This is a genomic window from Microbulbifer variabilis (assembly GCF_052468405.1).
This window is the reverse complement of the sequence record NZ_CP174343.1, coordinates 3063652-3084977: the sequence shown is the minus strand read 5'-3', so window position 1 is coordinate 3084977 and position 21326 is coordinate 3063652. Positions and strand designations below refer to the sequence as shown.

General features: G+C 52.1%; 15 protein-coding genes. All 15 read left to right on the top strand.

The features are described 5' to 3' along the window. Positions 1-122: 122 nt before the first annotated feature. The 15 genes from ACJJJB_RS14075 to argJ all read left to right on the top strand — a co-directional run bounded on the left by ACJJJB_RS14075 (position 123) and on the right by argJ (position 21324). Positions 123-1883: a peptidoglycan D,D-transpeptidase FtsI family protein gene (locus tag ACJJJB_RS14075; protein WP_282952652.1), complete on the top strand. Its 1761-nt coding sequence runs from the start codon at positions 123-125 to the stop codon at positions 1881-1883. After that, positions 1880-3409 (top strand): UDP-N-acetylmuramoyl-L-alanyl-D-glutamate--2,6-diaminopimelate ligase, encoded by a 1530-nt coding sequence (locus ACJJJB_RS14070; RefSeq protein ID WP_020412620.1) that lies wholly within the window; start codon positions 1880-1882, stop codon positions 3407-3409. Before ACJJJB_RS14075 ends, ACJJJB_RS14070 begins: the two co-directional genes overlap by 4 nt. Beyond that, positions 3406-4785 carry a UDP-N-acetylmuramoyl-tripeptide--D-alanyl-D-alanine ligase gene (locus tag ACJJJB_RS14065; protein WP_353376033.1) on the top strand — a complete coding sequence of 460 codons (1380 nt, stop codon included), beginning with the start codon at positions 3406-3408 and terminating at the stop codon, positions 4783-4785. The genes ACJJJB_RS14070 and ACJJJB_RS14065 overlap by 4 nt, the downstream gene beginning before the upstream one ends. Further along, positions 4785-5870, top strand: a complete 1086-nt coding sequence (gene mraY, locus ACJJJB_RS14060; RefSeq protein ID WP_444946267.1) for a phospho-N-acetylmuramoyl-pentapeptide-transferase — start codon at positions 4785-4787, stop codon at positions 5868-5870. The genes ACJJJB_RS14065 and mraY overlap by 1 nt, the downstream gene beginning before the upstream one ends. A gap of 6 nt (positions 5871-5876) precedes the next feature. Next, entirely contained in the window at positions 5877-7256 is a 1380-nt protein-coding gene (gene murD / locus ACJJJB_RS14055; protein ID WP_020412623.1) for a UDP-N-acetylmuramoyl-L-alanine--D-glutamate ligase, read from the top strand. Further along, entirely contained in the window at positions 7253-8476 is a 1224-nt protein-coding gene (ftsW, locus tag ACJJJB_RS14050; RefSeq protein WP_444946268.1) for a putative lipid II flippase FtsW, read from the top strand. The genes murD and ftsW overlap by 4 nt, the downstream gene beginning before the upstream one ends. Then, the gene (gene murG / locus ACJJJB_RS14045) at positions 8476-9573 is read left to right on the top strand and encodes an undecaprenyldiphospho-muramoylpentapeptide beta-N-acetylglucosaminyltransferase (protein WP_444901092.1); all 1098 of its coding nucleotides are present in this window, start codon (positions 8476-8478) and stop codon (positions 9571-9573) included. Before ftsW ends, murG begins: the two co-directional genes overlap by 1 nt. 30 nt (positions 9574-9603) lie before the next feature. Next, on the top strand, positions 9604-11067 hold the full coding sequence (murC, locus tag ACJJJB_RS14040; RefSeq protein ID WP_445365065.1) for a UDP-N-acetylmuramate--L-alanine ligase: 1464 nt from the start codon (positions 9604-9606) through the stop codon (positions 11065-11067). A 6-nt stretch (positions 11068-11073) separates the two neighbouring features. Further along, positions 11074-11883 (top strand): cell division protein FtsQ/DivIB, encoded by an 810-nt coding sequence (locus ACJJJB_RS14035; RefSeq protein ID WP_444946269.1) that lies wholly within the window; start codon positions 11074-11076, stop codon positions 11881-11883. Between the two features lie 111 nt (positions 11884-11994). Then, positions 11995-13230, top strand: coding sequence for a cell division protein FtsA (gene ftsA, locus ACJJJB_RS14030; protein ID WP_020412628.1), 1236 nt, complete (start codon positions 11995-11997; stop codon positions 13228-13230). Between the two features lie 88 nt (positions 13231-13318). Then, positions 13319-14548 (top strand): cell division protein FtsZ, encoded by a 1230-nt coding sequence (gene ftsZ / locus ACJJJB_RS14025; protein ID WP_020412629.1) that lies wholly within the window; start codon positions 13319-13321, stop codon positions 14546-14548. Between the two features lie 392 nt (positions 14549-14940). Beyond that, positions 14941-15852, top strand: coding sequence for a UDP-3-O-acyl-N-acetylglucosamine deacetylase (gene lpxC / locus ACJJJB_RS14020; protein ID WP_020412630.1), 912 nt, complete (start codon positions 14941-14943; stop codon positions 15850-15852). A 191-nt stretch (positions 15853-16043) separates the two neighbouring features. After that, complete coding sequence (locus ACJJJB_RS14015) at positions 16044-16979, top strand: M23 family metallopeptidase (protein ID WP_020412631.1); 936 nt, start codon at positions 16044-16046, stop codon at positions 16977-16979. 163 nt (positions 16980-17142) lie between these two features. After that, entirely contained in the window at positions 17143-19887 is a 2745-nt protein-coding gene (secA, locus tag ACJJJB_RS14010) for a preprotein translocase subunit SecA (protein ID WP_020412632.1), read from the top strand. Between the two features lie 234 nt (positions 19888-20121). Beyond that, positions 20122-21324 carry a bifunctional glutamate N-acetyltransferase/amino-acid acetyltransferase ArgJ gene (gene argJ, locus ACJJJB_RS14005; protein WP_444946271.1) on the top strand — a complete coding sequence of 401 codons (1203 nt, stop codon included), beginning with the start codon at positions 20122-20124 and terminating at the stop codon, positions 21322-21324. Positions 21325-21326: the final 2 nt, after the last annotated feature.

Here is a 21326-nt window from a genome sequence, read left to right as displayed (position 1 = left end):
TTGAAGAGTGGCACCAAAATAAGCATAAGAATTTTGAGCGTAAAGGGTTTTAGGCGGGTTGTTCAAGAGAGCCCTGAAGGAATTTGATTTCAAAGTGAAAAAATAACGCCAACTGGAAAAATATGGGCGCAATCAAGAAAAAGCAAGTTCAACCGGGAATTGCCCGCTGGCGTTTTGTGCTGGTGGCAGCTCTGTTATGCCTGCTTGCAGTGGCTTTGGTGCTACATCTGGCGCGCTTGCAGGTTGTGCCCGCTGCAGAACGCGGTTATCAGTTTCTACAGGACCAGGGGCGTGCGCGGACTATTCGCACGGAGGAAATCGCTGCTTATAGGGGCTCCATTGTCGACCGCAACGGCGAACTACTAGCGGTCAGCACACCGGTGCATAGTTTGTGGGCAAACCCCAAGCTTTTGAAAGAAAGTGGTATTAAAAAGCTTGATGAGTTGGCCCGGGCCCTTGAGTTAAAGCCATCTAAATTTGCCACGCGCTTGGAAAAGTACCGCAATAAAGAGTTTATGTATTTGCGCCGTCACTTGACCCCTGAACAGGCCGGCAAGGTACTGGATCTCGGGCTTTCTGGGGTTTATAGCAAGAAAGAATACAGACGCTTTTACCCTGCTGGGGAGGTGGTTGCCCAACTTTTGGGTTTTACCAATATTGATGATCGTGGCCAGGAGGGTCTGGAGCTGGCCTACGATAAGTGGCTTTCTGGCCAACCTGGTGCACAGCAAGTAGTAAAGGATCTAAAAGGCCGCACTGTCCAGGAGCTGGCCATTCAGAGAGAAGCACAGCCAGGCCAGGATTTGCGCCTGTCCATCGATATGCGCCTGCAATACCTGGCTTATCGTGAGTTAAAGCGAGCTGTTGCTGAAAATGGTGCTGCCTCGGGTTTTATGGTGATTCTCGACACCCATAGTGGCGATGTGTTGGCGATGGCCAACCAGCCCTCATTTAATCCCAACAACCGCAAAGGCGTGAAGGCCTCAGCCATGCGTAATCGCGCCCTAATCGACCAGTTTGAGCCCGGTTCCACGGTAAAACCCTTGACTGTGTTAGCTGCTCTGGAAACCGGGCGCTACAAACCTCACACCCAGATTGATACCAGTCCTGGCTATATACGTGTGCCAGGCAAAACCCTTGTTGACCCGGTTAATTATGGCAAGTTGGATCTCACTCGCATTATCACCAAGTCGAGCCAGGTTGGTATCACAAAAATTGCCTTGGATCTGGAACCAAATTCGCTACGGGAACTCTTTTACCGCCTGGGCCTGGGAGAGGCAGTTGGCAGTGGGTTTCCTGGAGAGACACCGGGCATTCTGCCAAGCCGTAGTCGCTGGCACCCAATCGAGCGGGCCAATTTTGCCTTCGGCTACGGTTTAACAGTAAATGCTGTGCAGTTGGCTCAGGCCTATAGCGTGCTGGCCAATGCCGGGCTCAAGCGGCCAGTCTCCCTAGTGTTATCTGGGGATAAAGTCGATGTTGAGCCCGAACGGGTGATTGAAGGGCCGCTGGCGCAGCAGGTAACCGCCATGTTGGAGACGGTTATTGGTGCTAGTGGTACGGGGCGTCGAGCCAAGGTGGACGGTTATCGTGTTGCTGGTAAGACCGGCACGGTGCACAAAGTCGGCCGCAGAGGTTATGAAGATAGTCGTTACCGCTCGGTATTTGCTGGCTTTATCCCTGCTGACAAACCCCGCCTGGCTGCGGTTGTAGTTATTGATGATCTCAGCCATGACAAGTATTCCGGTGGTGAAGTGGCGGCACCGGTATTCGGATCGGTAATGGCTGGAGCTATGCGCCTGCTGCAGGTACCGCCAGAGCAAGTGGAGCCCGCGGAACGACAGCTGGCCGCGCAGTTAAGCGAGAGAGGTTCAAAATCGTGACTCAGCGCGAAAAACAATTTATTTCCCTACAGGAATTAGTGCCAGGTTATGCGGGTATCCCCGATATTGCCGTTAGTGGCGTTGCCCTGGATAGTCGCAAGGTAAAAGCCGGCGATGTATTTATGGCGCTGCGCGGTTCTATCGTTGATGGGCGAGAATATATTGACTCTGCAATTGAGGCTGGCGCTGCAGCAGTGCTAGCTGATGGCGATACACTGGAATGTAAAAGCCGCGGTGACATTCAGATTGTCAGTGTGCCGGGTTTGGCCAAGCGTGTTGGTGAGATTGCCTCGCGTTTTCATGGAAACCCCAGTGGAGAAATGCATCTGGTTGGGGTGACCGGTACTAATGGTAAGACTACTTGTGCCTACCTGACTTCTCAATTATTGGCCCATCATTTTGGCAACGCCGCTGTGATTGGCACCATTGGTAATGGTATTTGGAATGACGGGGAAATTGAGTTACAGGAAACTGGGCTCACAACGCCAGACCCTGTGTATCTGCAGGCAGACTTTGCCAATTTTCGGGATCGTGGAGTACGAGCTGCGGCAATGGAGGTTTCCTCCCACTCCCTTTCCCAGGGGCGTGTGCATGGTCTGATTTTTGATACGGCTATTTTCACCAACCTTTCCCGCGACCACTTGGATTACCACGGCAATATGGCTGCATATGGTGCTGCCAAGGAAAAACTGTTCGGGCTACCGAAGCTGAAACGCGGCATTATCAACTTGGATGACCCTTTTGGTGCCCAGCTGGCAGAGCGCTGTAAATTGCGCGGCCTGCGTGTGCTGACTTACGGACTGCAAGCTGGTGACCTGCATGTGACCGATCTTTGCCGTCATGAAAAGGGCTTTTCTGTTGAACTCGATTCACCCTGGGGGCGTGGTGAATTAAACGCGCCCCTGATCGGGGATTTCAATATTTACAATGCACTCGCGGTAGTTGCAGCGGCGGCATCTGCAGGCATGCCGTTTGAGGAAATTCTCGCCGTTTTTCCCACTATAAAAGCGGTGCCTGGCCGTATGGAGCGAGTACAGGTAAAGGGGGCGGATGAAGTGGGAGTGTTAGTGGATTATGCCCACACCCCGGATGCTCTGCGCGCTGCCTTGGCTGCTGCCCGCCCATACTGCCGAGGCAATTTACTCTGCGTGTTTGGCTGTGGTGGCGACCGGGATAGCGGCAAGCGTGCATCCATGGGGCGCATTGCCTCAGAGATGGCCGATCGTGCAATTGTGACCAGCGATAACCCCCGCAGTGAAGAACCACAAAAAATTATCGACGATATTCTTGAAGGCGCCGCCAATAATATTGAAGTGGAAATCGATCGTGCCAAAGCTATCGCCCAAGCTGTCGCAGCGGCACAACCGGGGGATATCGTCCTTATTGCAGGCAAAGGTCACGAGGATTACCAGATTATCGGTAGTGAAAAAATTCATTTCTGCGATCGAGAACATGCTGCGGCAGCACTGCGTTTGCGCGCTGGCAAGTCTGCGCAGGCTGAGGGTATGGAGGGAGAAACCCAGTGATCAGGTCTTTGTCCCTGCAGGATTTACAGGCCCGTTTTGGCGGTGAGCTGGTTAACGGTTCCGTGGAGTTTTCGCAGGTGTTTACTGATACCCGGAAACTCAATCCCCAAGCTTTGTTCGTGGCATTAGTGGGTGAGAACTTCGATGCGCATGATTTTGTAGGCGAGTTGGATGGCCAGGTATTGGGGTTAGTGGTTGATCGCGAAGTCCCCGGTTGCAGCTTGCCGCAGTGGAGGGTGGAGGATACTACTGTAGCCCTTGGACAGATTGGCCTGATGTGCCGCGAACAGTTTACGGGACCGGTAATTGCTATCACTGGCTCTTGTGGCAAAACCACTGTCAAGGAAATGCTCTCGGCTATTTTTTCCCAGCGCCACACTCCCTGTGTGACCAGGGGGAATTTGAACAATCAGTTCGGCTTGCCAATGACCCTCTTTGGCCTTTCTGATCAGCACGATGTACTGATTCTGGAAATGGGGGCCAGTGGGCCTGATGACATCGGTTATTTGTGCGGTATCGGCAAGCCTCTGGTCAGCGCAGTCAATAATGTGATGCCTGCCCATGTGGAAGGCTTTGGTTCGGTGGATGCCATTGCTAGGGCAAAAGGGCAGATTTACTCAGGTCTGGAAGTTGGTGGTACTGCAATTATCAATGCCGATGATAACTATGCGGATTACTGGCGGCAGCGCATGCCGGAAGGTGTGCGCACTTTGGAGATAGGTCTCTCCAATCAGTGTGCGCTGTACGCTGAGAATATTGAGTTGGATGCAACCGGCTGCGCCGCATTTGACTTGGTTATTGAGGGTGTTACGCACCCAGTTAAGTTGCAGTTACTGGGCGAGCATAACGTTCACAATGCCCTTGTTGCTGCCGGCTGCGCTTTTGCCGCAGGCATCCCGGCTGCGGAAATTGTTCAGGGGCTGGCAAATATCAGCGGGGTATCCGGGCGTCTGCAGGAGCAGCCAGGCATCGCCGGAGCGACGGTGATTGATGATAGCTACAACGCAAACCCGGGTTCAGTAGGGGCCGCTATAGAGCTGCTCGCGCAACGGCCGGGTAAGAAAATTTTGGTATTGGGCGATATGGGTGAATTGGGCCCTGACGCCGAGGATATGCACCGTGGTGTCGGTGCCCTAGCGCGCAAGCGGGGGCTTGATGCGCTATTTACTTTTGGGCCGCTGGGTACTGCCGCCAGTATGGCTTTTATCGAGGGGCGCCATGAGTCTCTGCGCAATTACCGGGAAAGAGAGCTGCTGATCGCGGCTGTGACTCAAGAGCTTGACAACAATACTACCGTACTGGTGAAAGGTTCTCGCAGCGCTCGAATGGAACTGGTAGCGCAGGCACTGCTTGGCAACAGCAGAGGGGAGATGTAATGCTGCTTTGGCTGGCGGAATTATTACAACAACATGTGAGCACCTTTGCGGTGTTCAATTATTTAACTGTGCGCGCAATTCTGGCAGCACTTACTGCCTTGGGAATTTCCCTGATTGTTGGGCCGCGCATGATCAACTGGCTCAATCATTTACAGGTTGGGCAAGCCATCCGTGACGATGGCCCTGAGAGCCACTTAAGTAAATCGGGTACACCCACTATGGGCGGTACACTGATACTTGCCTCTATTTTTTCCTCTGCACTATTGTGGTCGGATTTGGGTAACCGCTATGTATGGGTAACCCTGTTGGTTACCTTTGTATTTGGTGCTGTCGGTTTTGTCGATGACTATAAAAAAGTTGTACATAAGAACCCGCGCGGCTTAATTGCCCGGTGGAAATATTTCTGGCAATCCATTGCTGGCTTGGGCGCTGCGATTTATCTCTATATGAGTGCAACAAGCCCGGCGGAAACTCAATTTTTTGTGCCTTTTTTCAAGGATGTTGCCATTAACCTGGGGCCAGTGAGCTTTATTGTACTGACTTACTTTGTCGTAGTCGGCTCCAGTAACGCAGTCAACCTGACCGATGGCCTGGATGGTCTAGCCATTATGCCAACGGTAATGGTAGGCGGAGCCCTGGGAATTATTGCTTACTTATCTGGGCACGTTGAGTTTGCCAATTATCTGCATATTCCCGCAATTGCCGGAGCTGGGGAGTTGGCAGTGTTTTGTGCAGCTCTGTGTGGCGCCGGGCTCGGTTTTTTATGGTTTAACACCTATCCCGCCCAGGTATTTATGGGAGATGTGGGTGCGCTGGCACTGGGTGCGGCACTGGGAATCATTGCGGTAATTACGCGGCATGAAATTGTACTGTTCATTATGGGTGGCGTTTTTGTAATGGAAACAGTTTCTGTCATCCTGCAGGTGGCGTCATTCAAACTGACTGGTAAGCGTATTTTCCGCATGGCACCGCTGCATCATCATTTTGAATTAAAAGGTTGGCCGGAACCACGCGTAATTGTGCGGTTTTGGATTATCACTGTGATCCTCGTATTAGCCGGGTTGGCAACACTCAAGCTTAGATAAAAACAAATGAGCCTGATCGCGACTTCTTCGCAACAGAAAGTGGTAATTGGTCTTGGCGCTACCGGAAAATCGGTGGTGCGCTATCTGCTGCGTCACGGTCACACACCTGTGGTTGTCGATAGTCGTGAAAAGCCGTCGGGATTAGATGCTTTTTATAAAGAGTTTCCGCAAGTGCCGGTGGAAACCGGAGCGTTACGTCCAGACACACTGCTTGCAGCCAGCTTAATTATTGCCAGCCCAGGCGTTGCCCTGGCTGAGCCTGTGTTGCAACAAGCTGTGGCCGAGGGTATTCCCGTGATTGGGGATATTGAGTTATTTGCCCAAGCGCTTATACGTGAAAAGTCTACCGCAAAGCTAGTGGCAATTACCGGCTCCAATGGCAAAAGCACGGTAACCACCTTACTTGGCAAGATGGCTGAGGCGGCAGGTGTCGATGTGCGTGTGGGGGGAAATATTGGCGTACCGGTATTGGATTTACTTCAGAAGCCTTTGCCGCAATTGTTCGTTTTGGAGCTTTCCAGTTTCCAATTGGAGACGACCTATTCGCTAGCGGCAACTGTCGCCACGATTTTGAATATGAGTGCGGACCATATGGACCGCTACCCCAGTATGGTGGAGTACCACCGGGCCAAGCAGCGGGTTTATCGCGGTGCTGAACAATTTGTTGTCAATCGCGCTGACCCCCTCACTCAGGGGCCCTTGTCACGAGAGAGACGTGAGTGGACTTTTGGCCTGGACCAGCCTGATCTTAATCAGTTTGGTGTGCGTATTGTCGATGGGCAGGGTTGGCTGGTTCAGGGTACTGAGCGACTGCTGCCGATAGAAGCAATGGCCATGGTGGGCAAGCACAATGTTGCCAATGCTCTCGCAGCGCTCGCACTGGGTAATGCTGTTGAATTGCCTATGCAGGCAATGCTTGGAGTGCTGAAGACCTTCCGAGGGTTACCACATCGATGTGAGCGGGTGGCCGACCTGGATGGGGTTATTTATGTCAATGACTCCAAAGGTACGAATGTGGGCGCAACCCAGGCGGCGCTGGATGGCCTGGCAACGGAAAGCCGTAAAATAGTATTGATTGCTGGTGGCGATGGCAAGGGCGCTGACTTTTCTGCATTGAGCAGCAGTGTAAATACACTGCGTGCAATGGTTTCTATTGGTGCCGATGGCGATAAGGTCGCTCAAAGTTTTGCAGACGAGTGTGAAATTTGTCGGGCTGAATCTATGGTGGATGCCGTCGCTCAGGCTCGAAGGCTGGCGCATAATGGTGACTACGTATTGCTGTCGCCGGCTTGTGCCAGTTTTGATATGTATCGTAATTTTGAAGCCCGAGGCGATGATTTCCGCAATTCGGTTCTCGCACTTTGTGAAGCTGGGGGGGCTGGATGAACGAACTCCCGGCACCTTCAAATAGGCGAGATTTCCTCGATGCCCTATTGCCGCTCAGTGTACTGGCACTGGTCAGTATCGGAGTGGTGATGGTCGCTTCTGCTTCTATCGCGTTTGCGAGTGATATTTATGCGGATCCCTGGTATTTCCTTAAGAGGCATTTGGCATTCCTGGCGATAGGTGCTGTGGTGGCACTGGTTGTGAGCCAGATTCCGTTGGCTATTTGGTCGCGCTTGTCATGGCCGCTTTTACTGTTTTCCTGCCTGTTACTGATTGTCGTATTGGTGCCGGGTATTGGGCGTGAAGTAAATGGTAGTCGTCGCTGGTTGGTTCTTGCCGGGATTACCATCCAGCCTGCCGAAGTGGCCAAGTTTTGCATGCTGGTATTTTTTGCGAGCTTTTTGACTCGCCGTAACAAGCAGTTGCATCACTGGAGCAGTTTTATGGTTCCGGTGGTTATTTTAGGCACTGTTGCACTATTGCTGTTATTACAGCCGGACTTTGGTTCTGTGGTAGTGCTTTCCGGTACAGTGCTTGCAATGGTTTTTTTGGGTGGGGCTCGGTTGCCACACACATTCCTGCTGGTAGCGGCAGCGGCCTGTGGACTTGCCTTGATGGCTCTCACGAGTCCCTACCGCTTGCAGCGACTACTGACATTTTTAGACCCTTGGGGCGACCAGTTTGCCAGTGGCTACCAGTTGACCCAGTCGTTAATCGCTTTTGGTCGGGGAGAGTGGTTTGGTGTAGGTCTTGGTAATAGTGTGCAGAAACTATTTTATCTTCCCGAGGCGCACACCGACTTTATTTTCGCCATCCTTGCCGAGGAATGGGGCATGGTTGGCGGCCTGGTGGTAGTTGGTCTTTTTGTGGCATTGACCTACTCGCTACTGTGTCTTGTACGTACGGCTTTGACTCAGCAGAAATTCTTCGCAGCACTATTGGCCTTTGGTATGGCTGTGCAGTTGGCTGGACAGGCTTTTGTAAATATGGGGGTGGCCTCGGGTTTATTACCAACCAAGGGACTGACCTTACCTTTCGTCAGTTCCGGTGGTAGCAGTTTAATAATTTGCTGTGCGCTACTTGGATTGGCATTGAGAATTCGCAGTGAATTGCACGCGCAATCAGATGGTGGTAATGCAACCCTCGGTCTTTTCAGGCAGCTACCAATGTTCGGCCTGGCACGTTCCGGCGGCACCATGACCCATGGGGAGGCAGTGTAATGTCCCAGAGCGAAAAGATTTTTCCCGGCAAGAAATTTTTGGTAATGGCAGGTGGTACCGGAGGGCATGTCTTTCCCGCTTTGGCGGTGGCTAAGGCCTTGCATGATCAGGGTGCCAGTGTTGAATGGTTAGGCACCGAGCGCGGAATAGAAGCGCGTTTGATTCCCGAGGCGGATATCCCGCTACATTTTATTCGAGTGGAGGGGGTACGTGGTAAAGGTAAACTGGCCCTCTTAAAGGCACCATTACAGATAATACGCGCTGTTTCTCAGGCGCGCGCAGTGATTAAAAAAGTACAGCCAGACTTGGTGCTCGGTTTTGGAGGGTTCGCGACAGGCCCTGGTGGTGTGGCTTCAAGGGTTTGTGGGGTTCCGCTGATTATCCACGAGCAAAACGCAGTGGCGGGGACTACTAATCGTTTACTATCCCGAATTGCCAACAGGGTATTAGAAGCTTTTCCCAGTGGCCTGCCCGGTGCTGTACAGGTCGGCAACCCTGTGCGCAGTGAGATTGCCTCCTTACCGGAGCCTCAGTTGCGTATAGGTACAGAGTCACCTTTGCGCTTGCTGGTGCTGGGAGGCAGCCTGGGAGCAGTGGCTATTAATGAGCTGGTGCCCAGGGCGATAGCTCAATTACCAATTTCTCTGCGGCCGCAAGTAGTACATCAGTCGGGCGAGCGCCACTTGGACTTGGCTCAGGAAGCGTATCGCACTGCAGGCATAGAAGCTGAGGTTGTACCTTTTATTTCAGATATGGCTGAAGCTTACAGCGCAGCGGATCTGATTATTTGCCGGGCAGGTGCTTTAACTGTATCTGAAATTGCCGCCGCAGGAGTAGGCGCAATTATGGTTCCTTTCCCATTTGCTATTGATGACCACCAGACACGTAATGGGGAGTGGTTGCAAAGTGCGGGGGGGGCTATTGTGGTTCAACAGAACGCAATGGATGTACAGGCGCTTTCCATGTTGTTACAGGAACTTCTTTCGAGCCCAAAGAAACTACTGGAGATGGCTGAGGCCGCACGGCGCGCAGCTAAAACGGATGCGACTGAGCAGGTAGTGACTGCCTGCAGTGAAGAACTGGCTTTGGCCAGATAATTAAATAGTAAGTGGACGAAGGTTAAGAGAATGTCTTCTGAGCGTACAAACGCAGATAAAAGTTACGCTGTTCCGGCGATGCGCCGTATCCGCCGTATCCACTTTATTGGGGTTGGTGGTGCTGGAATGAGCGGCATCGCAGAAGTATTGCAGAACCAGGGCTATGAGGTTTCCGGTTCTGATTTGCGTGAGTCACCGGTGACAAAGAGGCTGCGTAAACTCGGTGTCGAAGTGCAGATAGGGCACAGTGAGGCAAATATTCAGGGCGTAGACGTTGTAGTGAATTCGTCAGCAGTACATGGGGATAACCCTGAATTGATTGCTGCCCATAACAAGCGTATTCCGGTGGTGCGTCGGGCAGAGATGCTTGGTGAGCTAATGCGCTATCGCTATGGGATTGCTGTTGCTGGGACTCACGGCAAAACTACGACAACCAGTTTGATTGCTGCGATTTTTGCCGCAGATAAAAAAGACCCCACCTTCGTTATTGGTGGTTTGGTCAATGCAGCTGGGGCTAACGCGGCGTTGGGTGAAAGCCGATACCTGATTGCTGAGGCGGATGAAAGCGATGCTTCCTTTATTCACCTGCAGCCTATGGTAACCGTAATTACCAATATTGATGCGGATCATATGGAAACTTACGGCGGCGACTTCGAAAAAGTGAAGCAGATCTTTATCGATTTTGTTCACAACCTGCCATTTTATGGTCTTGCCGTGGTCTGTGGTGACGATGCAAACGTGCAGGAAGTGATACCGAAGTTTTCACGCCCAGTGCTCACGTACGGTTTTTCTGAGGGCAATGACTTCCGTATCGTCGAGGTAAACCAGGAACCCTTAAGAAGCCACTTTACTGTCCAGCGCCCTGGTGGTGACTTGTTGCGGGTATCAGTCAATACACCAGGTATCCATAATGTACTCAATGCTACTGCAGCGATAGCCGTTGCATCTGATGAGGGTGTCAGTGATGAGGCTATCCGCAAAGGGCTGGATGGTTTCCAGGGAGTGGGGCGTCGCTTCCAAATCTACGGAAATTTCTCAGTTAGTGACGACGGTAGCGCAGAAAAAGTGATGCTGGTGGACGATTATGGCCACCACCCTCGAGAGGTTGCTGCGACGGTCAAGACTGTGCGTGATGGTTGGCCTGAACGGCGACTGGTAATGATCTACCAGCCCCATCGCTATACGCGGACCCGGGATCTTTTCGAAGACTTTGTTCAGGTTCTGTCAGAGGTGGACAAACTAATTTTGTTGGATGTATATAGCGCGGGTGAATCGCCAATCCCAGGTGCTGATGGTCGTACCTTAGCACGCAGCCTGCGCAATCGCGGTCAAGTTGATCCAATATTTGCTGAGACCATCGATCAGGTTCCACCAGTGTTGGCGGATTTGTTGGAGCCGGGAGACATCGTTTTGACTCAGGGGGCCGGGAATGTCGGAGCTTTGTCCCAGAAGTTGGCACAGTGGCGCCTGGGCGAGAAGACTTCCGAGGCTTAAGGTACGGTGAAGTCTGCAAAAAAAAAGCTAACGCGAAAGAAAGATAAGCCTATTCGCGGAGCTAGCCCCATGGGGGGCGACGGCAGCACAGGCAGAATTAACTGGCGTCCCTGGTTGCTGTTATTACTGGTGGCAGGCTTGGTTATTGGGCTTGGCAGTGGAGGATTGTGGTTATGGCAGCGCCTACCAGCAATCCAGCTGAGTGAAGTGGATACACTGGAGCAGGTTGAGGTTCGTGGCACTTTTAATGCGGTGCCTGAGGAGCAATTAAAAGAAATTTTGTTGCCCTATCTCCAGGCTGGTTTTTTTTCCGCAGATATTCGGGCGATGCGCTCTGCGATAATGGCCAATCCCTGGATTACTTCGGTGTCGATTAGCCGTCATTGGCCTAAGGGTGTTGTGGTTGAGGTGGCAGAGGCTCAGCCATTAGCAGTTTGGGGTAAAGCGCACTTACTGGTAGCTAGTGGAGCTTTACTACCGCGCCCAGCGCATATGCGTCTCGGTGCATTACCTGAACTTGCTGGGGACGAAGAGCTGGTTGGACAAATTATGTCTCAATACCAGGCTCTCGCGGGTCTTTTAACTACGCGGGATATGGAAGTAAAACGCTTGTCATTTGATGACCTTGGCGGCTGGCACCTGGAGTTAGTGTCGGGAATTGAATTAAAACTCGGGCATGATGCGTTACTGGAGCGGGTTAACCGCTTCCTTTTCCTGAGTCGTGGCTTGCTCGCGCCGCATTTACATAAGATAGCGGGGGTGGATACCCGTTATGGTAACGCGGTTGCGGTTCAGTGGAAGAACGAAGAAAAGTAAACAGGGATGCAGCGAGAGCTGCTGTTGAAAGTAAAGTTTAAAGGCGAGGCTTGTATCCAGGTGGAATGAATAAACAGACCCTGGACGCAGCCGAGCGAGGTTGGAACAAAAATGACACAAGTATCCGATCAGCGCATGATTGTAGGACTGGATATCGGCACATCTAAAGTAGTCGCCATTGTCGGTGAGGTCTCGGCGAATGGTGAACTAAATATTGTCGGTATAGGCTCCCACCGTTCCACCGGAATGAAAAAGGGTGTAGTAGTCAATATTGAGTCAACGGTGCAGTCCATTCAACGCGCAGTAGAAGAAGCAGAGTTAATGGCTGGTTGCGAGATTCACTCAGTTTATGCCGGGATTGCCGGCAGCCATATTCGCAGTCTCAATTCCCACGGTATTGTTGCCATTAAAGACCGGGAAGTAACCCAGCAGGATCTCGATAGGGTAATTGATGCGGCTCGGGCAGTGGCTATTCCTGCTGACCAGAAAATTCTACATACACTGCCTCAGGAGTACCTGATTGATAACCAGGAAGGAGTGAAGGAGCCGCTGGGTATGTCTGGCGTGCGACTGGAAGCGAAAGTACATCTTGTCAGCGGTGCTGTTAATGCGGCTCAAAATATTGAGAAATGTATCCGTCGCTGTGGCCTTGAGGTTGAGGATGTCATTTTGGAGCAATTGGCCTCCAGTTATGCCGTACTGACTGAAGATGAAAAAGAGCTGGGAGTGTGCATGGTGGATATCGGTGGTGGCACCACTGATATTGCAGTCTTTACCGGTGGCTCGATTCGCCATACGGGTGTCATTCCCATTGCGGGAGATCAGGTCACCAATGATATTGCTATGGCCTTACGTACTCCGACACCGCATGCAGAAGATCTGAAAATTAAATATGCCTGCGCCCTGGCAAAGCTTGCGCGGGAAGGTGAGACCATCAAGGTGCCGAGCGTTGGGGATAGAGCGCCCAGGGATTTGTCTCGGCAGGCGTTGGCTGAAGTCGTTGAACCGCGTTACGACGAACTGTTTACTTTGGTTCAAGCAGAATTACGTCGCAGTGGTTTTGAGGACCTGTGCGCAGCAGGTGTAGTTTTGACTGGAGGCTCTTCAAAAATGGAGGGTGCAGTTGAGCTGGCTGAGGAAATTTTTCATATGCCGGTGAGGCTTGCAGTACCTCAGGGAATTTCTGGATTGACTGATATTGTGAGCAATCCAATTTACTCCACTGGAGTTGGATTATTGATGTATGCGATGCAGCAGGAAGAGGCTGCAGAGGGCAGAATGCAGCCTGCGCGTAACGATAATCCGTGGTGGGATAAAGTAAAGCACTGGTTTCGCGGTAATTTGTAATAGCGTGCAACCAGAATTAGCCGTCCCATAAGGGATTTTTTTTAGGCGTGGCTGTAAAATTCGACATGAGCAAGAAAGGGGAACAGCGATGTTCGAGCTAGTTGATAGCGTACAGGATAAACCTGTCATCAAGGTAATAGGGGTCGGCGGCGGTGGCGGCAATGCTGTTAAGCATATGATGGCCAACGACGTGGAGGGTGTGGACTTTATCTGCGCAAACACTGACGCCCAAGCACTGAAAGATATTCAGGCGCAAACAATCCTGCAGCTTGGCAACACCATTACCCGCGGCTTGGGTGCTGGAGCCAATCCCGATATTGGCCGTCAGTCAGCACTGGAAGATCGCGATCGCATCGCTGAGGTTCTGACAGGTGCAGATATGGTATTTATCACCGCAGGTATGGGCGGTGGTACTGGTACTGGTGGTGCCCCAATTGTTGCTGAAATTGCAAAAGAATTAGGTATTCTCACCGTCGCAGTTGTTACCCGCCCCTTTAAAATTGAAGGGCGTAAGCGCACTGTAGTTGCCGAGGAAGGTATTCTTGAACTGCGCGATAAAGTCGACTCACTGATTACCATCCCTAATGATCGCTTGCTGGAAGTATTGGGCAGCAAGATCACTATGAAGTCTGCCTACAAAGAGGCTGACAATGTTTTACTTGGTGCGGTACAGGGTATTGCTGATCTGATGATCCGCCCCGGTATTATGAACGTGGACTTTGCCGATGTGCGCACAGTTATGTCTGAGATGGGCATGGCGATGATGGGCTCCGGTTCCGCTATCGGTGAAAACCGTGCCCGAGAGGCAGCGGAAAAAGCTGTGCGCAGCCCATTACTGGATAACGTGAACCTGTCCGGTGCCCGCGGTATCCTGGTGAATATTATTACCGGCAGCGAAGAAGCCGGCTGTCAGGAGCTGACTCTGGGTGAGTACTCAGAGGTTGGTGAGATTGTTCAGGAAATCGCTTCCGACGAAGCTACTGTTGTGATCGGCACCGCGGTGGATGACAAGCTCGGAGACGAGATGCGAGTAACCGTTGTGGCAGCAGGTTTGGGGGAGGGTACCCCGGCAGTTCGCCCTGCTAAGGTGGTGGACAACGCTCGCCGCGCAGATGCGCGAGAGGTGCGTGAGCCTCGTGAGTCCCGCGATATGCGAGAGAGCCATGGCGCAGCTGGTCTGGTGTCCCGTGAAGCTACTGACCCTCGCCCCCGTGTAGAGGTTGAGCGTCCCAAGCGACCAGCACCTGCACTGAATCCTGCTGATGCGGATATGGAGTACCTGGATATTCCAGCCTTCCTCCGCCGCCAGGCAGATTAAGTGTCGGCACCACAGTGGCAGTACACCGCTCATGTCCGCCCGATTCCCGGATCGGGTGTCGCTTCTGTGGTGCGGCTCACCCTGAGTTTGCTCGGATTTTAGTGTAAGCAGTTTTTTAAATAAGGCTTCCTTGGGAATCTTTTAGACTGGCAGGTCGAAAAAAATAAGATAATTAACAATTTTTTACAGTGCTCATGGAGTTTGAGATCTTAGAATGCTGTCTTAGCGACTAGGATGTGGCGCTCCAATCTTTGCTTGAGCTATCCTTTAAGGTAGGTGGCGGATGTTGTAGTGACCACCCCCTCATAATTGGTATTGGCGTCGCAATTATGCTAATATCGGCGGCTTGCTGCGCATTAGGCGTAGACCACCGACTGGGAAAAGATAGTTTCATGATCAAACAGCGCACGCTTAAGAATGCTATTCGCGCCACTGGCGTAGGTCTGCACACTGGTAAAAAGGTTGTCCTAACCCTTAAACCAGCGCCCGTAGACACCGGCATCGTGTTCCGTAGAACCGACTTGGACCCGGTGGTTGAAATAGAGGCCCGTGCAGAGAATGTTGGGGATACCCTCCTTTCCACTACCCTGGTAAAGGGTGATGTACGTATTGCTACCGTTGAGCACCTTCTCTCGGCCATGGCTGGACTCGGCATCGATAATGCGGTTGTTGAGTTGTCTGCCCAGGAAGTGCCGATTATGGATGGTAGTGCAGGCCCGTTTGTATTTCTGATTCAGTCCGCAGGTATTCAGGAGCAGTCCGCGCCGAAGAAATTCCTGCGTATCAAGAAGCCAATTACAGTTGAAGAGGGCGACAAAGTTGCCAGCTTTCTGCCATTTGACGGCTTCAAAGTGTCCTTTACGATCGACTTTGATCACCCGGTATTCCAGGGGCGTAACCTGACGTCTTCTGTAGATTTTTCCAGCACTTCTTTTGTTAAAGAAGTGAGCCGGGCACGCACTTTTGGTTTTATGCACGAAATTGAATACCTGCGTTCCAAAGGATTGGTCCAGGGTGGATCAGTGGATAATGCTATTGTGATCGACCAGTACCGTATTCTGAATGAGGGTGGGTTACGATACGAAGACGAATTTGTGAAACACAAAATTCTCGATGCTATTGGTGATCTGTACCTGTTGGGCACCAGCCTGATTGGTGAGTTCAAGGCATTCAAATCTGGCCACTCATTGAATAATAAGTCCCTACGCCACCTGATGACCCAGAAGGATGCCTGGGAAATGGTGACCTTTGAGGGTGAGCAGGAGGCTCCTATCTCCTACATAAAGCCAATACTGGCAGTATGATCCTCTCGCGAAAAGCCGGCACGACATTGCCGGCTTTTTTACGTGCCTGATTCACAGAGAAGCTATTGGCAATTCTGGTATCCTTGGGTTAATTGAAGTCGCCAGATGATTGGCATGAGGTGTAGCGTACAGATAACGTCTCATATCAGTGGTGATCAAAATTAGAATATGTCGAACTTCTTCCGCTTACTATGAAAGTAATCCTGGTCAATGAGCGCGGTGCAACCCGCAGTTTCAATTTCGGTGGCCTGAGCAAAGCTCTACTGAGCTTGTGCCTGCTCGGCCTTCCGGTAGGTGCTTTTTTTCTCGGTGCAAACCTGCCTGTGGCTAAAACAGACCTGTTTGATGCGCGCACTGCTAAAGCTTGGGAGCGCGCTCTGCGCAAGCAGCAGGAAGAGATTGCGGAGGCTGATCAGGAGGCACGTGAACAGCTGGTGGCCTTAACGGTGAAGCTGGCTGAGCTGCAGGCCCGCCTTACCCGCCTGGATGCCCTCGGTGAGCGACTCACTGCGGCCGCCAATCTCGATGAAGGTGAGTTCGAGTTCAGCGCGGCGCCTGCTATAGGTGGACCTGAAGATCCGGGCATTGCTGGCGCTTCTGAACTTCCCTATCAGCCCCCTGAATTTATCGATGTCATTGGTGATCTGTCGCATCAGGTTGACGATCGCCAGATGCAGCTCAATACCCTTGAGTCCCTGATGGCCAACCTGAAGCTTGAGGACGAGCAGTTTATTGCCGGACGTCCGATCACCAAGGGTTGGATGTCTTCCCGTTATGGGTATCGTACCGACCCATTCACTGGGCGCCGTACTTGGCATAAGGGTGTTGATTTTGCTGGCAAGATGGGCTCCGATGTGGTTTCCGTCGCTGCTGGTGTGGTGACTTGGGCAGATGAGCGCCATGGCTATGGCCAGTTGGTAGAAATAAATCACGGCAATGGTTATTCAACCCGCTATGGCCATAATAGCGAGCTTAAGGTTGGCCTCGGTGATGTGGTAAAAAAAGGGCAGGTTATTGCCCAGATGGGCTCTAGCGGTCGCTCTACCGGCCCACATGTTCACTTCGAAATCTTTAAGAATAATCGCACGGTCGACCCGGCCAGCTACATCCGCCGCACAGGCAGATAACAACTATTCTTCCTTTACGCGTAATTGCCGGCAGCTTGGCATAAGAGTTGCCAGCGGTTGCGCCTTCCTGTTTACTTGCACCCCACGCATAAAGGAGTGTCGGTGCAACAATCTGCCCAGAATTGGCGCCGACAGCGCACATAAGATAAGTGGTTTCTAGATAATGATTGGCAAACTGATTAAATCGGTCTTTGGTTCAAAAAATGACCGCGAGCTGAAGCGTATGCGACGGATCGTGGAAAAGATCAATGCATTGGAAGAGGATTTCCAGAAGCTTGATGACACGGCCCTTCGCGCCAAAACAGATGAATTTAAAAAGCGCATAGCGGATGGGGAAACACTGGACCAGCTGTTACCGGAGGCTTTCGCTGCGGTGCGTGAGGCCGGCCGTCGCACCTTGAGTATGCGTCATTTTGATGTGCAGATGATTGGTGGTATGACTCTCCATGAAGGCCGTATCGCAGAGATGCGTACCGGTGAAGGTAAGACACTGGTAGCGACCCTGCCAGCTTACCTGAATGCACTGGAAGGCAAGGGTGTGCATATTGTTACGGTAAACGACTACCTGGCATCCCGGGATGCCAACTGGATGCGCCCTGTCTTCGAATTCCTGGGCATGAGCGTGGGTGTCATTGTCTCCCAGCAGCACCCGGATGATAAGAAAGCTGCATATCAGGCTGACATTACTTACGGCACCAATAATGAATTCGGATTCGATTACCTGCGTGACAATATGGTGTTGCGTAAAGAGGATCGCACCCAGCGCCCGCAAAACTTTGCGATTGTCGACGAGGTAGACTCGATCCTCATCGACGAGGCGCGTACGCCGCTGATTATCTCCGGTGCCGCGGAGGATTCCTCCCATCTTTATATGGCCATGAACAAGCTGGTTCCTCAGCTTGAGCGTGCGGAAGAGGGGGGGGAAGGTCACTACACGGTAGACGAGAAGACTCGCCAGGTAGAGTTGACTGAACAGGGCCATTTGCTGATCGAAGAGTTACTGTCCCGCAGTGGCCTGATGAAAGAAGATCAGTCCCTCTATGCGCCCGGTAACCTGGGTTTGCTGCATCATGTTCACGCGGCTCTGCGTGCGCATGTACTGTTTAATAAAGATGTGGATTACATCGTGCAGAATGGCCAGGTGGTGCTGATTGATGAGCATACTGGCCGTACCATGCCAGGCCGTCGTTTGTCTGAAGGTTTACACCAGGCGTTGGAAGCGAAGGAAAACGTTCAGATCCAAAGTGAGAGCCAAACTCTGGCCTCTACAACTTTCCAGAATTTATTCCGCTTTTATCCAAAGCTTTCCGGTATGACCGGTACTGCCGATACCGAAGCCTTCGAATTCCAGCAGATTTACGGTCTGGATGTGGTAGTAATCCCTACCAACAAAGATATCCAGCGGGAAGACCTCAACGATTTGGTCTACCTGAGCAAAGAAGAGAAGATGGATGCGATCATTGAGGATGTGAAGTTCTGCCGTGAAAAGCAGGCGCCGATCCTTGTCGGTACAGCGTCTATCGAAACCTCTGAAGAAATGTCCCGCATGCTGCAAAAGGCCGGTATCCAGCACCAGGTCCTGAACGCAAAATACCATGAGCGCGAAGCGCAGATTATTGCCCAGGCTGGCCGCCCTGGTGCAGTTACGATTGCCACAAATATGGCCGGTCGTGGTACTGATATTGTCCTGGGGGGGAACTGGGAAGCCGAAGCTGCGGAACAGGCTAAAGAGAAGGGCCGTGAGCTGGCAGAGAATGAGATTGCTGCAGTAAAAGAAAATTGGCAGAAGCGTCATGACCAGGTAATCGAAGCCGGTGGCTTACATATTATCGGTACCGAGCGCCATGAATCCCGTCGTATCGATAACCAGTTGCGCGGTCGTGCCGGGCGTCAAGGTGACCCGGGTGTAACCCGTTTCTACCTGTCTCTTGAAGATAATCTGATGCGTATTTTCGCCTCTGACCGGGTGAAAAACTTTATGCAGATGCTGGGTATGGAGCGCGGTGAGGCTATTGAGCATCGCATGGTTTCCAACGCTATCGAAAAGGCCCAGCGTCGCGTTGAAGGTCGCAACTTCGATATCCGCAAGCAGTTGCTGGAATACGATGATGTGGCCAATGACCAGCGCCAGGTCATTTACAGTCAGCGTAATGAGTTGCTGGAGGCGGACCAGATTAGTGACACCATTGGTGCGATTCGTGAAGATGTTGTCAATGAAATCATTTCTGCCTCGGTGCCCCCGCAGAGTGTTGAAGAGCAGTGGGATATTCCTGCACTGGAGAAACAGCTGGCGGGGGAGCTGGGTATCGAGTTGCCGGTACAGCAGTGGCTGGATGAAGACCGTACTCTGCATGAGGAGAGCTTGCGTGAGAAAGTGATTGCTTCAGCCCAGGAAGCCTATGCAACCAAGGTCACGCGTATCAGTGAATCCTCTGGTGATGAAAATTTGATGCCGACAGTCGAGCGTCAGATTATGTTACAGGTGCTGGACCAGCTGTGGAAAGAGCACCTCTCCAGCATGGACCACCTGAGGGCTGGCATCGGTCTGCGTGCGTATGCCAACAAGAACCCCAAGCAGGAATTCAAGCGTGAGTCCTTCCACCTGTTCCAGAGCATGCTGGAAAACCTCAAGCACGAAGTGGTGCGAATCCTCGCCCATGTAGAGCCGATGACCCGCGAGCAAATGGATGAATTGGAGCAGCAGCGCCTGGAAGAGCAGCGCAAGCAACAACTGGACTTGCAGCATGCCGCGGCTTCCGCCTTGCCCGAGAGCGAACCACAGCCACAGGCAGCGTCTGTGCCTGAGCGTCGCGGGCCAAAAGTAGGCCGTAACGATCCTTGCCCCTGTGGTTCCGGTAAGAAATACAAGCAGTGCCACGGCAAGCTGGCTTCCTCTCCGCAAAGCTAACGTCTTGGACGAGTTTTAGCGCGTAGATAGAGGCATTTAGCCCGCAAAGACCCCGCCATGAGTGGGGTCTTTTTTATCTCTTTTCAAAATATTCTGCGGCTAGATACTTTTAATCCGCATTAAGCCCTGAATTCATCTTGCCCAATCTTCGTTACGCTTTAATAATGACGCTCTTTTAATCACTACTGGCCTCCGAGAGCGCTTGCTCCCAGTTGGCGCAAAAGTCTTACTGTTATGTCTAGCCCATTACTCCCCCCAGTTAAAGGGGTCCGCCTCGCCAGTGTTCCAGCCCGAATAAAGGACTGGCAGCGTGACGATTTGCTTTTGATCGAAATCTCTAAAGAGGCCTCGGTTTCAGCCACTTTTACCCAGAACTCTTTCTGCGCAGCGCCTGTGGTTGTGGCGAAGGAACATATTTCCAAAGGAAACGTGCGCGCTTTGCTGATCAATGCGGGCAATGCCAATGCGGCCACCGGGAGTCGAGGGCTTAGTGATGCCCAGGCCTGCTGTGAGGCTGTGGCCAGGGCGATCAATATGCGTGCTGAGCAAGTGTTGCCATTCAGTACTGGTGTGATTGGTGAACATCTGCCGCTCCAGCGTTTGCTGGATGCGATTCCCCGTGCTGCCGAGCAGCTGTCAGATAGTGGATGGGACGGTGCTGCGAAGGCCATTATGACCACGGACACTCACCCAAAAACAGCGAGCCGAACCCTGGAGATTGGTGGCGAAGAGATTACTGTCGTCGGTATCGCCAAAGGCTCCGGCATGATCCAGCCAAATATGGCGACTATGTTGGCTTATGTCGCTACAGATGCGCATGTTGCGCAGCCACTGCTTGATAAGATGGTTAAGGAAGCGGTGAATGCTTCTTTTAACAGGGTCAGTGTGGATGGGGATACCTCAACTAATGATGCCTGTGTGCTTATTGCTACAGGAGCGACTGGCAGCCAGATTGAAAACAGCGAAGATCGGGCTTATTCCGCGCTGATGGGGGCCATTACCCAGCTGCATATAGAGCTGGCGAAGGCGGTTGTTAAAGACGGTGAAGGTGCAACCAAGTTTGTCACTGTACAGGTGGAGGGTGCTGCGAGTAGCGCAGAGGCATTGCGTGTTGCTTTTGAAGTTGGCGAATCCCCCCTGGTAAAAACCGCGCTCTATGCCTCAGATCCCAATTGGGGGCGCCTGGTGATGGCGATTGGTAATGCAATCCCGGGAAGCCTGGATACCACCAAGGTCAATATATACCTGGATCAGGTACAGGTGGTGGAAGCCGGAGGGCGCTCAGTAAATTATCTTGAAGAGCAGGGTGAACAGGTATTTTCCAAGCCTGAATTTACTATTCGAATAGAATTGGGCCGTGGCAACTGTAGTGAGCATGTCTGGACCTGTGACTTCTCCCACGAGTATGTCACCATCAACGCCGAGTACCGTACCTGAGG